This window comes from Hyphomicrobium album, from assembly GCF_009708035.1.
Lineage (GTDB): Bacteria > Pseudomonadota > Alphaproteobacteria > Rhizobiales > Hyphomicrobiaceae > Hyphomicrobium_A > Hyphomicrobium_A album.
The window spans coordinates 376,854-389,192 of record NZ_WMBQ01000001.1 but is presented as its reverse complement, the minus strand read 5'-3'; the positions used below and the strand labels follow the sequence as shown (position 1 = coordinate 389,192).

The following is a 12,339-nucleotide window of genomic DNA, read 5'->3' as shown; positions in this document are numbered from 1 at the left end:
ATCCGCAACCCTCTTGCGGTGCCCGCGTAAGACGCATCACTCAGCCATCCTCCTGGTGCAACAGTACTGCAGCCGAGACAATCATCACGAGGACCACGGGCAGCCAGATCGCCGCCCATGGGGGCGTCAAACCAGCTACGCCGACTTGTCGGGAGACTTCCGAAAGAAGAAAGAAGCCGAACCCCCCCACCAGTCCAGCAATAACCATAGTTTGGATGCCTCCACCGCGGAATGACCGGAGGGACACAGTGGCGGCCAAAAGGACCATCGCCGCGCACAATAATGGCCTTGACATCAAAGCCTCGTACTGGATGCGCAGGCGGTCTGATGAAAGTTTAGCCTTTTCAGCCACTTCGATGAGCGCCGGCATCTCCCAGAAGGAGACGGAAAACACAGTTCCCAGCGCGTCCGTGACGCGGTCCGGTGTAAGGTATGTGGACACCAAGTAGATATCGAACTTTTCAGGCTCCCGTCCGATGCGTGCGACCCAGGCTTCCTTGACCTCCCAATAGCCCTCGTGGAGGTCGGCGCGCTTGCCGTCGACGCGCTCGACGAAGTGCCCCTCGTTGTCGAAGACGAACGCCGACACGCCGTGCAGCGTCAGGCCCTTGTTGGTGGCGACGGCAGCGCTGATGACGGATTGCCCGTCAGCGCCGTTCTGGCGCAGCCACGTGGAGCCCGAGCGCGAGCGCAAGAGGTTGGTTTCCCTACCGAAAGCGTCGGCGAATAGGTTCTCGGCGGCGTCGCGGCCGGCGGCAGCCATGGGGTTGAAGACGGCGACGGTGAGCACGCCGACCAGGAAGGCGACGACGATCCCCGGGCGCAGGAACTGCCAGACGGACATACCGCCGGCGCGCATGACGGTGAGCTCGCTCTTGCGGCTGAGCTGCAGGAGCGCCGTGATCGAGCCGACGAGCACGGCAAAGGCGATGAGGAACTCGGCGTAGGCCGGCAGACGCAGGATCGCGATCAGCGCCAGCGTCAGCAGCGGCACCTCGCCCTGCTTGCCGGACTGGCGCAGCAGCTCGACGAAATCGATCAGATAGATCAACACCGAGCACAGCAGGAAGGTCGTCAAGATCGCCATCATGAAACGGGCGGCGATGTAGTGGCCGAGGGTGCGGGTCCCGAACATGGCGCCTACCTCCGCCCGCTCGTTGCCGGACGTCGGCGCAGAAGCCGGCCAATCGATGCGAACGCATCGACGATCGGGTCGAGGAGGATGCCGGGGAAACGCGACGTGCTGAGCCGGCGGCGGGCGCGCTCCATGAGCATGAGAGACGCCAGCATGGCTGAGAGCGGCAAGGCGTAGAGCAGCGGCGTCGCCGCAGCGTCGATGACAACGATGTTGTTCATTGCCAGGCCGCCGAGGCGCAGCGCGGCGGCGACCACGAAGGCGATGGCCACCTGCTGAACGCGGTTTTGGCGCGTCGAATGTGCCTGGCCGACGGCAGCCAGCGCAATGAGCGCGAAGGCGATCGGGTATAGTGGATTGGAAAACCGCTCATGCAACTCGGCACGGAATTTTCCGGGTCCCTGGCGGAAGGCTTTGCTCGTCGCTTCCGGGTAGACGAGCTCGCTGAAGTAGCGCTCGCGCGGCTTCATGTCCTCGCCGTCCTCGTCGATCTTCTTCTCGAACTGGTCGAGGTCGACAGCGTACTTGTCGAAGGCGATGACCTGCGAGGGCTCGTCCTTGTCGGTGCGCCGTACGATGTGCCCGGTGCTCATCACCAGGTAGTTCGAAGGCTTGCGCTCGACGATCAAGCCGCGCTCGGCGAGATACGACTGGTTCAGCTCCTTGTTACGCGTGTCGTGCACGATGAGGCCGAGGAGTTCGCCGTTGGGCGCGCGCTCGCGAATATGGAAGGTGAGCCCTTGCTCCGGGCTCGAGAAGGCGCCGGGCTGGATGACCTGGGTGAGGATGTTGGCGCGCACCTGCACGATGTACTCGCGCAGCAGCTTCAGGCTCCAGGGCATGGCGAGGTGATTGACGAAGGCGACGCCCAGCGCCACGAGCAGTGCCAGCAGGAGCAGGGGCCGCGCCGCGCGCCATACGGTGGCGCCCGAGGCCGTCAGCACGATGAGCTCGCTGTCGCCGTTCAAGCGATTGAGCGTGTGGATCGAGGCGATCAGCAGCGAGAAGGGGGCGACGATGGCCATCAAGTTGGGCAGCGCCAACGTGGTCATCTTGATCAGCATCCACACGTCCTGACCCTGGCTGGTCACGACGTTCAGCTGACGCAGCGCCAGGGCCACCCAAACGATGCTCGACAGCGACAACAGGATGATGAGCAGCGCGGACCCGGCCTGCCGAAAGACATACCTTTCGAAAATCGTCATGCGGACCGAGAGTGGTGAATGCGCCCCCGGGACCTGCCGGCCCCCGGCACGTCCCATAGACTGTCGTTCCATTCCAGCGTGGCGGAAATTCGGCTTTTCCCCAGGGACTTGGCCTATGCAACCGGGCGAATTGCGCGACCTCCACCCTGAATTTGCAGCCGGGCGTGAACGCACCGGGAACACGACCCTTCACACGCCGGGTTGATGGCGGATTGAAGGCCCCCTCGCTTGCCAGCGCGGCTCCCGCGCGTTAGCTCGGTCGGGACCATCGTTTCGGACTTCCCTGCCTCCTCGTACATGGCTTGGGTCCCTGCTCGGCGGCAGGGGTTCCAGGCTGAGCGTTTGCTTCGCGAGCAGGGAAGCGTTTTGCGCAACCCACCTGGAGCTTCGCCCTCATGACCACCCGCCCCGAGATCGTCTTCCAGCCGCTCACCGCCGACCTCGAGCCGACCGTCGTCGTGCTCGCAGCCGACGACGTGGCGCTGGGGAGCCGCGCGCGCGAGCTCGATCAGCGGGCGGGCGGGGCGCTCCTCAAGGCGGCGGAGGCAGCGCAGTACAAGGGGCGCAAGAAATCGACGATCGAGGTTCTGGCGCCGCCGCGGCTGGGTAACGTCAACCGCGTGATCCTGCTCGGCACCGGCAAAGCGGGCGACATGCAAGAGAACGACTGGATCCTGCTCGGCGGCTCGGCCGCCGGTGCGATCGGCGCCCGCAAGAGCAAGTCCGCGAGCCTCATCGTCGAGGTGCCGGAGGGAGCGGGGATCAAGGCCGACGCGCTCGCCGCCTCGCTCGCCTTCGGCGCCGCGCTGCGCAACTACGAGTTCCGCAAATACCTGACGAAGAAAACCTCAGACGAGGACACGAACGGCGAGGCGGCCGACGGCCTGCAGAAGCTCGTCGTGCACTGCGCCGATCCCGACAAGGCACGCGCCGCCTATGTCCGCTACGCAGCGCTGGTCAACGGCATCGTCACCGCGCGCGACCTCGTCAACGAGCCCGCCAATGCGCTGGGACCGGTCGAATTCGCCGATCGGGTCAAGGAGTTAGAAGCCTCCGGGCTCGAGATCGAGATCCTCGACGCCGAGCAGATCACCGAGCTGAAAATGGGCGCGCTGCTCGCCGTGGCGCAGGGCAGCGTCCGTCCCGCGCGCATCGCCATCATGCAGTGGCACGGCGCCAAGTCGAAGCGCGCCAAGCCGATCTGCTTCATCGGCAAGGGCGTCGTGTTCGACACCGGCGGCATCTCGATCAAGCCAGCCGCCGGCATGGAGGACATGAAGGGCGACATGGGCGGCGCGGCTGCCGTCGTCGGCACGATGCAGGCGCTCGCCGAGCGCAAGGCGCACGTCAATGCCATCGGCATCATCGGCCTCGTCGAGAACATGCCGTCGGGCACCGCGACGCGCCCGGGCGACATCGTGCGCGCCCACTCGGGCAACACGGTCGAGATCCTCAACACGGACGCGGAAGGCCGCCTCGTGCTCGTCGACCTCATCTCCTACGTGCAGGAGCGCTTCAAGCCGCGGCTGATGATCGACCTCGCGACGCTCACCGGCGCGATCATGGTGGCGCTCGGCAAGGAGTACGCGGGGCTCTTCGTCAACGACGAGAAGCTCGCCGCCGATCTGCTCGAGGCCTCGTCCGAGACGGGCGAGAAGCTGTGGCGCATGCCGCTCGACAAGGCCTACGACAAGATGCTCGAGTCGAAGAATTGTGACATCAAGAACATCGGCGGCCGCTGGGCGGGCGCGTGCACGGCGGCGGCCTTCATCAAGTACTTCGTCAAGGACACGCCCTGGGCGCACATCGATCTCGCCGGCACGGCGATGGACGCACCCAAGTCGGAGATCAGCCCGAGCTGGGGCGCGGGCTGGGGCGTGCGGCTGCTCGACCGGTTCGTCTCCGACAAGTACGAGAAGGCCGAGAAGTAGGTGGGCCGTAGCGGCCGGACGACCGACGCATCGCGCGCCACAACAGACTGTTAATCCGCGTTAATCTTCATACGTTTTCCATAATATATATTATGCGAACGACGTTGGGGCTCAGCCGCGCTCGGCGTAGGCCGCGAGATTGGCGAGGCTCGAAGCGATCCCAACCGCGTGGTCAGCGGCGCTGATGCCCGCGGGCACGTCCGAGCATGCCATCGTCACCTCTGTGCCCTCTGCCACCGGCCTGAACGTGGTCGTGACGGTCATGACGCCGGCGAACGCCGGGTCGTCGCTCTCGAACGTGGCCTGCTCGGCAATGCGCGCGTCCGGTACGAGCTCGACGAACGTCCCGGTGAACACGTCGGCCTTCCCCGTCGACTTGCCGCGCACCGCAGGATCGTCACTCGCGTAGACGAACGCCATGCGATAGCCGCCGCCCACCCGCGCATCGAAGTTGTAGATCTCCGCCCGCATGCCGGCCGGCGGTCGCCATTGCGCCACGGCCTGCGGATCGAGAAACGCGTCGTAGAGCGCCTGGGGCGTCGCCCTGATGATCCTCGATCCGGTGTCGATCCTGCCCATGCTCACGCCGTCCCGAACATCACCATGCGGCCATCCGGGTCGGCGACGGTCACGACCACGTCGTCGATGAGTGCCGGCGCGACCGCCAGCCCTTCAAGGTGGTTCAAGAACGCCGCCTGGTCGTCGATCTTGAAATAGAGATGCGTCAGGTTGGAGGCGCGCACCGCCGGATGCGTGTAGGCGGAGAAGGTCTTGGCGTCGTGTATGGCGAGCTGCAGACCGTCGCGATCGATCTTCCAGTAGACGTAGACGCCCTCCGTGCCGACGTGCTCGAGCGGCAGCCCGGCGACGTCGATGTAAAAGCGCGCGCAGGCTTCCGGCTGCTCCGACGTGAGGAAGATGCCCCTGAGCGTCGCCGCCGTCACAGCAGGGTGTCCTCGGAGCGGCGAACCGTGGCCGCGATCAGCGCCGCGTAGACGGCCGTCACGAAGCCTGACAGCACGTTGACGCTGACGACGACGCCGATGAGCCGCGCCCATTCCTCGCCCACCAACACGGACAGCGCCTTGACGATGAACTCGTCGAACGCCTGCTTCAGCTGAAAGAACAGCTCGCTCACCTGCTCGACCGACGGCTCGGCGGGCGTGTTGAAGATGATGTCCCAGCCGATGCCGGTGACGTTCGCCGCCGGCAGGATCTGCGCCGCGGCAAGCAGCGCCAATCCGGCCGAGAACAAGAGGCCGAGCGGCGGCGCCAGCCGGAAGTAGCCCCAGCGCATGGGCAGCGCATCGGCGCGCAGCGACAGCAGGCGCAGCACGGCCGCACCGACGTAGACGCACACCGCAAACAGCACCGCGACCCAGAAGCGCCGATCTACATTGGTACCGGCGAAGGTGAAGAGCGCGGCGACGCCGGCGAGCAGTCCCTTGAACATCGCCTCGAAGCTGCCGACCAGCGCCGTGAGGAAGGCGCCACGCTTGACGAGACCGCCGAAGTAGAACGGCAGCTCGTAGCGCAGCCGCGCCACCTCCAGGCGCAAGCCGAGAACGAAGGCTAGCGCCGCCGTCACGCCGGCGAAGATGAACGGGTAGTAGAAGGCGAAGGCGGCGAGCGCCACGACCGCCACCACCTCGGCCCCCATGATGACGGCGTTGGTGATGATGCGCAGGATGATCATGCCCGTTGTCCGCTCCCCGTCCGCGGTGCGGACGCCCTTCCCCGCGTCGATGCTAGACCGGCGCGGTGCGCGCGAACAGGGGCAGATAGTGGAGGACTGCTAACGGAGCGAGGAGACCGTTGCCGGCGCGTGGCAGACAGCATCCTGTACGCGCGCCAACGCCGCCTGGAACGGGAACGAGCGGCGATAGGCGCGATACTCGCCACCCGTGTCGCCGGTGATCTGCAGGGCGAGAACACCGTTGTCCGGCCGCGGTATGAGCCACGCCTGCACCGTGTAGGGCTCGGTGCCGGGCATGAGCTCCAGCGTGCCATTGAACTGGAGACTGTCGGATTGTGGTCCGCCGAGCGGCTGGACGGAATCGAGCTTGAGTGCCGTCACCCCGCAATTGTCGCCCGCTTCCACCTTGATGCCGCACCAGGCACTACCGCAGGCGACGATGTCGAGCGTGATGCGAGCGCCGCTTTGCATGCCGTAGGTGGCGCCGCTCCAGCGCCCGGCGATCTGCTCGGGCTTCACATCCGCCGCGACGACGGGTGCCGTGAGCGCGAGGAGGCAGAGGCTAGCGAGGATGCGCTTGCGCATGGGTTCGCTCAGCGCCGATCGAGCGACGAGACGGTCTGTGGCGCGTGGCACACCGGATCCTTGATGCGCGCGAGCTGCGCTTCGAACGGGAACGAACGGCGATAGGCGCGATACTGACCGCCCGTGTCGCCCGTGATCTGCATGGTGAGCTTGGCGTCGGGCTCCTGTGGGAAGACAGTGGCGTGGACGGTATAGGGCTCGGTCCCTGCTGCGAGCTCGAGCGTGCCCTCGAACTGCGCGTTGTTCTCCTCAACTATCCCCGCATTCACTTTCAATGCCGTGCCGCCGCACGTATCGTTTGCGGCGACGCGGACACCGCACCAGCCTTGACCGCAGGCAACGATGTCCAGCGTCAGTGGGACTTCGCCTTCGCCCGCCCAGCTCGGTCCCTGCCAGCGGCCGACGATGCTGGCGGTGGTGAGCTCCGCGGCCGTCAGCGGAGACGCCGCCACCACAACACAAAGTGCGATCAATATGCGTTCCAACATGGCGTGCCTCGAAGCTCGATATCGATGACCAACGCAGCGACCACAGCACTTTCCGCGGGCGGCTTTAAGTCCACCATGCGCCAGCTTGCCGGGCGCTCTCCGCGTCTTGCCGCCATTTGCGGCGTGTTGCTGCTGGCGCTGCCGACGGGGTTCGTCGCCGTCTCGCAGGGTCTCGGCGCCATCCCGCTGCCCTACAATCTGTTCGTCGTCGACCACAGCCTGCCGGGCACCTTCAAGCTGCACATGCTGGCGTCGGGAGCGGCGCTCGTACTCATTCCGTTTGTCATCGCCCTGCGCCGCAATCGCGCGCTGCACCGGCCGCTCGGTTACGCAGCGGCCGTGTGCGTACTGCTCGGCGCGCTGACGTCGCTGCCCGTGGCGATCTACAGCCATTCGGCGGTGATGGCGCGCGCCGGTTTTCTCGCCCAGGGCGTCGTGTGGCTGGCACTGATCGCGCTGGGCATTTCCGCCATTCGGCGCCGCCAGTTCGCCGACCACGCGCGGCTGATGCTGGCGATGGCGGCGGTCGCGTCGGGCGCGCTGTGGGTGCGGCTGACGACCACGCTGGTGACGGGCTACGACCTGCCGTTCGACACCGTCTATAGCTGCGCCGCCTGGCTCGGCTGGCTGGTGCCGCTGGCGGTCGTGACGCTCCTCCCCACCCCCTGGACGCCGTCCTCACGCAACGTGGCGCCCCGCTGATTACTGGCCACGCCGCAACTCACGACTTCCATTCTCCGTCATCCCGGCGTAGGCCGGGATCCACGCAAGTCGAGTGGCGCTCACCAAGGCGATGGGACACCTGTGGCAACGACATCACTCGGGCCTCATAGAGAGAGCTCGTTGATCCTGGCGTGGTTCCCGCTCTGCAGCGGGATGACGGAGTTGAATTGGCGATCGGCGTGCCCTAGCGCACGGCATCGATTAGGGTGCCGCGCATGAAACCCTCCAAAGACATCTCCCGCCTCATCGAGATCATGGCCGCACTGCGCAACCCCGAGACGGGCTGCCCGTGGGACCAGGTGCAGACGTTCGCCACCATCGCCCCCTACACCATCGAGGAGGCCTACGAGGTCGCCGACGCGATCGCGCGCGACGACATCGTCCACCTCAAGGACGAGCTGGGCGATCTGCTGCTGCAGGTCGTCTATCACGCGCGCATGGCGGAGGAGCAGGACGCCTTCGCGTTCGGCGACGTCGTCGAGGCCGTCACGACCAAGATGATCCGCCGCCACCCGCACGTATTCGGCACGGACGAGGAGCGCGCCGCCGGCGTGACCGCCGGCTTCTGGGAGCGCGCCAAGGACAAGGAGAAGCCGGACGACGTTGCGCGAGGGGTTCTCGACGGCGTGCCAGTCGGACTGCCGGCGCTGACGCGCGCCATCAAGTTGCAGAACAAAGCGGCCAAGGTCGGCTTCGACTGGCCGTCGCTCGCGCCGGTGTTCGCCAAGCTGCACGAGGAGATCGGCGAGCTCGAGGCGGAGATCGCCGATGCCAAGGACAAGGCCGATCGCGCGGCGATCGAGGAGGAGTTCGGCGATCTGCTGTTCGTCGTCGCCAACGTGGCGCGGCATCTGAAGATCGATCCCGAGACCGCGCTGCGGGCAGCGAACGAGAAGTTCACCCGCCGCTTCCGCTACATCGAGGAGCAGCTCGCGCGGCGCGGGTCGTCGCCTGCCCAGTCCGATCTCGCCGAGATGGACGCGCTGTGGGACGAGGCCAAAGCGGCGGAGAAGTAAGCCCTAGGAATTGCCGCATAATCCGCCGCAACAAAATTTCAACGGCGGTTCATCGGCCGTTCAGGCGGGGCGAGCGTTTCTAGCGCGCGCACCCGGCGTCGTGGGCGCCGCGTGCCTCACCCTAAGTCCAAGTCCAAAACGGAGTATCCGCAATGTCTCGAACCCTCGTGATTGCGAGCGCAATCTGTGCCATGTCCGCCGCCGCCCTCCTCGTGCCGGCCCAGGCGAGCCCGATGTCGGGCCTCAGGAATGGTGACCCCGCCGCGCAGTCGCTCATCATGAAGACCGGCCCGCGCTGCTGGAAGTGGAACGCCATCTGCCGCGAGCGCTGGGGCTGGAACTGGCGCTATCGCCGCTGCATGCGCAATCACGCGTGCTGATCTGACTTCCCGGAGCAGCGTGCGCGCTGCTCCGGACCCCTCCGATCAGTTCTTCAGGCCGCGCTCGGAGAGATCGTCGGCGAGCGGCTCCGCCACCTTCTCGCCGGTGGCGCGGTTGACGTACATCGTCACCACCCACAGCGCCACCCCGATGGCAACGAGGATTCCGCCGATCACATACTGCTGCGGATTGCGTCCCGTCCACGGGCCGACGAGGAAGCCGCAGGTGATCGCGCCGAGCACGGGCACGAGCGTCGGGGCGCGGAAATGCGCGTGCTCGACCGTGTCCTTGCGCAGCACCAGCACCGCGACGTTCACCACCGTGAAGACGCAGAGCAAGAGCAGCGCCGTCGTGCCGCCGAGCGCCGGCACTTCGCCGACGAACATGATCAGCGCAAAGGCCAGCAGCGTCGTGAAAGCGATGGCAATGTAGGGCGTGCGCCGGGTTGCATGCACCTTGCCCAGCACCGCCGGCAGCACGTGCTCGCGGCTCATGCCGTAAATGAGCCGGCTCGCCATCAGCATGTTGATGAGCGCGCTGTTGGCCACCGCGAACATGGTGATGACGCCGAAGACGCCGAGCGGAAACCCCGGCGCGCCGGCCTGCACGACCTGGAGCAGCGGCGTCTCCCCTTCCCCGAGTTTCTCGGGCGGGACGAGCGCGATCGCCGAGATCGAGACGAGCACATAGACGAGGCCGGTGATGACGAGGCCGCTGAGCAGCACCTTGGGGAAGATGCGGCTCGGGTCCTGGGTCTCCTCGGCCATGTTGACCGAGTCCTCGAAGCCGACCATGGCGAAGAAGGCGAGCGTCGTGCCGGCGATGACGCCCCAGACGATGCTGCCGTCGGCCGCGGTGTTGAACTCGAACGCCCGCGACAGGTTGCCCGTGCCAGCGCCGATGGCCCACAGGCCGATGGCGATGATGATCAGGAGGCCCGACAGCTCCACGACGGTGAGCAGCACGTTGAGCTTCACGCTCTCGCCGACGCCGCGGAAATTGATGGCCGCCACAGCCGCCATGAAGACCAGGCCGACGAGCGTCACGCCCCAGGCGCCGAGCCCGAGGCCAAGCGAGTCCGAGAAGTTGGCGGCGAAGGCGCGCGAGGCCGTCGATGCCGAGGTGATCCCCGAGCACATCACGGTGAAGGCGATGAGGAACGTAACGAAGTGAATGCGGAAGGCGCGGTGCGCATAGAGCGCGGCGCCGGCGGCTTTCGGATATTTGGTGACGAGCTCGAGGTAGCTGAAGGCGGTGAGCAACGCCACGCCGAACGCCGCGAGGAACGGCAGCCATACCGCACCGCCGACGTGCTTTGCCACTTGGCCGGTGAGCGCGTAGATGCCGGTGCCGAGGATGTCGCCGATGATGAACAGCAGCAGCAGCCACGGGCCCATGACCCGGGCGAGCGATGGCTCCGTGGAGGTGTCGTGCTGGTCGGCCATCGCGCGGTCCCCCCTGCTCAGGGCGGCAGTGTGGCCGGGCACGTGTTGCCGCGTCAAACGAAAGCGGCGCGCGAAGCATTTGCCTCGCGCGCCGCTTTACTTGATAAGCCGGGCGCTCAGCGCGCCGCGGCGCTGCCGGAACGCGGCCCCTTGCGGTGCGCCTTGGCCGCCCCGCCGCGGCCTTCGGCGCCGCGCTGGGGACGGAACTTGCCGCCACCGTTGCGACCCGCTCCGCTGCGCGAACCCGCCGGCTTGTGGCCGTGGCCGTTACCGCCGGTGCCGCCGGTGCCGCCGGTGCGCTGACCGCCGCCGGTGTGGCGATGGACACGCTCGCCGCTGCCAACGCTAGCGTTGCCGACGAGAGTTGCATCGCCCGTGCGGTCGGACGCCGGAATCGTCTGGCGCGTCGTGCGCTCGATATCACGCAGGAAGGCGCGCTCCTCGCCCGAGCAGAGCGAGATGGCGATGCCCTCGGCGCCGGCCCGCGCCGTGCGTCCGATACGGTGCACGTAGCTTTCCGGGATATTCGGCAGCTCGAAATTGACGACGTGGGTCACCTCGTCGATGTCGATGCCGCGCGCGGCGATGTCGGTCGCCACGAGGCCGCGGATGTGGCCGTTGCGGAACTGGTTGAGGGCCCGCTCGCGCTGGCTCTGGCTCTTGTTGCCGTGGATGGCCGCAACCAGAACGCCGGCGGCTTCGAGGTGGCGAGCCACCTTGTCGGCACCGCGCTTGGTACGCGTGAAGACGAGGGTGCGCTTCATGGCCGGATCGGCGAACAGCTCGACGAGCAGCGCGCTCTTCTTCTGCGGCTCGACGTGGATGACGCTCTGGCGCACGCGATCGGCGGTCTTGGCGACGGGTGTCACCTGGACGCGCAGTGGATCGCGCAGCATCTCGGCGGCAAGTGCCCCGATCTCGCGCGGCATGGTGGCCGAGAAGAACAGGCTCTGGCGGCGATGCGAGAGCTTGCCGAGGATCTTACGGATCGGTGCGATGAAGCCCATGTCGAGCATCTGATCGGCCTCGTCGAGCACGAGGATCTCGGTGCCCTTGAGGTCGACGCTGCGCTGTTCCATGTGGTCGATGAGGCGCCCGGGCGTGGCGACGAGGATGTCGACGCCGCGGCTCATGGCCTTCACCTGGGGACCGAACGGCATGCCGCCGTACATCACCGCGACGGTGAGGCCGCTGTGCTTGCCGTAGGTGCGGAAGCTTTCGGCGATCTGCGTCGTCAGCTCGCGTGTCGGCGAGAGGATGAGCGCACGCGTGCCCCCGCGCAGCGCCGGGCGGCGCTCGGCGGCGAGACGCTGCAGGATCGGCAGCGCAAAGGCGGCGGTCTTGCCGGTGCCTGTCTGGGCGATGCCCATGAGGTCGCGCCCGGCCAAGACGCCAGGAATAGCCTGCGCCTGAATCGGAGTTGGAGTTGTGTATCCCTCAGCAGCGAGCGCTTTCAAAAGCTCGTTGTTGAGGCCGAGGTCGGTGAACGTGGTCGAAGTCGTATCGGTCAAATGCATGTCTTTCATTGAGGCCAGGCGCGCGGGCAGCGGCACGCACAACAAAGGCGGCCGAACGCGAGCGAACGCGGCGGTACTAAGAGAGCCCCGCGTGGCCTGGGCTATCGATGGATTGGAGGTTCTAAAGGCGCTCAACAGGAGGGCAGTCGTAAGCCCGTTCACGCGGCTGGAGCACCGATGGCCGCTCGGAGTTCCCGAGCGATGTGAGGCATATGGC

At 66.7% G+C, this 12,339-nt stretch carries 13 protein-coding genes; 4 read left to right on the top strand and 9 right to left on the bottom strand.

The features are described from left to right. Positions 1 to 40: 40 nt before the first annotated feature. On the bottom strand, positions 41 to 1,135 hold the full coding sequence (gene lptG, locus GIW81_RS01825) for an LPS export ABC transporter permease LptG (protein WP_154737641.1): 1,095 nt from the start codon (positions 1,133 to 1,135) through the stop codon (positions 41 to 43). A gap of 5 nt (positions 1,136 to 1,140) precedes the next feature. Next, complete coding sequence (gene lptF, locus GIW81_RS01820) at positions 1,141 to 2,340, bottom strand: LPS export ABC transporter permease LptF (RefSeq protein ID WP_154737640.1); 1,200 nt, start codon at positions 2,338 to 2,340, stop codon at positions 1,141 to 1,143. A 395-nt stretch (positions 2,341 to 2,735) separates the two neighbouring features. Here lptF and GIW81_RS01815 point away from each other — a divergent pair, with 395 nt between their 5' ends. Then, on the top strand, positions 2,736 to 4,271 hold the full coding sequence (locus tag GIW81_RS01815) for a leucyl aminopeptidase (RefSeq protein WP_154737639.1): 1,536 nt from the start codon (positions 2,736 to 2,738) through the stop codon (positions 4,269 to 4,271). A gap of 111 nt (positions 4,272 to 4,382) precedes the next feature. On the opposite strand, the gene GIW81_RS01810 is transcribed toward GIW81_RS01815, so the two are convergent. The 5 genes from GIW81_RS01810 to GIW81_RS01790 all read right to left on the bottom strand — a co-directional run bounded on the left by GIW81_RS01810 (position 4,383) and on the right by GIW81_RS01790 (position 7,025). Continuing rightward, positions 4,383 to 4,850 (bottom strand): SRPBCC domain-containing protein, encoded by a 468-nt coding sequence (locus tag GIW81_RS01810; RefSeq protein ID WP_154737638.1) that lies wholly within the window; start codon positions 4,848 to 4,850, stop codon positions 4,383 to 4,385. Between the two features lie 2 nt (positions 4,851 to 4,852). Continuing rightward, positions 4,853 to 5,215: a VOC family protein gene (locus GIW81_RS01805; protein ID WP_195930307.1), complete on the bottom strand. Its 363-nt coding sequence runs from the start codon at positions 5,213 to 5,215 to the stop codon at positions 4,853 to 4,855. Further along, positions 5,212 to 5,967: a hypothetical protein gene (locus GIW81_RS01800; protein WP_154737637.1), complete on the bottom strand. Its 756-nt coding sequence runs from the start codon at positions 5,965 to 5,967 to the stop codon at positions 5,212 to 5,214. The genes GIW81_RS01805 and GIW81_RS01800 overlap by 4 nt, the downstream gene beginning before the upstream one ends. 99 nt (positions 5,968 to 6,066) lie before the next feature. After that, positions 6,067 to 6,552, bottom strand: a complete 486-nt coding sequence (locus GIW81_RS01795) for a hypothetical protein (RefSeq protein ID WP_154737636.1) — start codon at positions 6,550 to 6,552, stop codon at positions 6,067 to 6,069. An 8-nt stretch (positions 6,553 to 6,560) separates the two neighbouring features. Next, complete coding sequence (locus GIW81_RS01790; protein ID WP_154737635.1) at positions 6,561 to 7,025, bottom strand: hypothetical protein; 465 nt, start codon at positions 7,023 to 7,025, stop codon at positions 6,561 to 6,563. A gap of 39 nt (positions 7,026 to 7,064) precedes the next feature. Here GIW81_RS01790 and GIW81_RS01785 point away from each other — a divergent pair, with 39 nt between their 5' ends. The 3 genes from GIW81_RS01785 (at position 7,065) to GIW81_RS01775 (ending at position 9,159) form a co-directional block, all read left to right on the top strand. After that, the gene (locus GIW81_RS01785) at positions 7,065 to 7,742 is read left to right on the top strand and encodes a DUF2306 domain-containing protein (RefSeq protein ID WP_154737634.1); all 678 of its coding nucleotides are present in this window, start codon (positions 7,065 to 7,067) and stop codon (positions 7,740 to 7,742) included. Between the two features lie 236 nt (positions 7,743 to 7,978). Continuing rightward, positions 7,979 to 8,779 carry a nucleoside triphosphate pyrophosphohydrolase gene (gene mazG, locus GIW81_RS01780; protein WP_154737633.1) on the top strand — a complete coding sequence of 267 codons (801 nt, stop codon included), beginning with the start codon at positions 7,979 to 7,981 and terminating at the stop codon, positions 8,777 to 8,779. A gap of 152 nt (positions 8,780 to 8,931) precedes the next feature. Beyond that, positions 8,932 to 9,159, top strand: a complete 228-nt coding sequence (locus GIW81_RS01775) for a hypothetical protein (RefSeq protein ID WP_154737632.1) — start codon at positions 8,932 to 8,934, stop codon at positions 9,157 to 9,159. A gap of 45 nt (positions 9,160 to 9,204) precedes the next feature. Here the strand turns inward: GIW81_RS01775 and GIW81_RS01770 are convergent, their stop codons facing one another. Both GIW81_RS01770 and GIW81_RS01765 read right to left on the bottom strand, forming a co-directional pair. Beyond that, a complete protein-coding gene (locus GIW81_RS01770) occupies positions 9,205 to 10,605 on the bottom strand; it encodes an APC family permease (RefSeq protein WP_154737631.1) in 1,401 nt (466 codons plus the stop codon). Between the two features lie 116 nt (positions 10,606 to 10,721). Next, positions 10,722 to 12,116 (bottom strand): DEAD/DEAH box helicase, encoded by a 1,395-nt coding sequence (locus GIW81_RS01765; RefSeq protein ID WP_229309054.1) that lies wholly within the window; start codon positions 12,114 to 12,116, stop codon positions 10,722 to 10,724. Between the last annotated feature and the right edge of the window lie 223 nt (positions 12,117 to 12,339).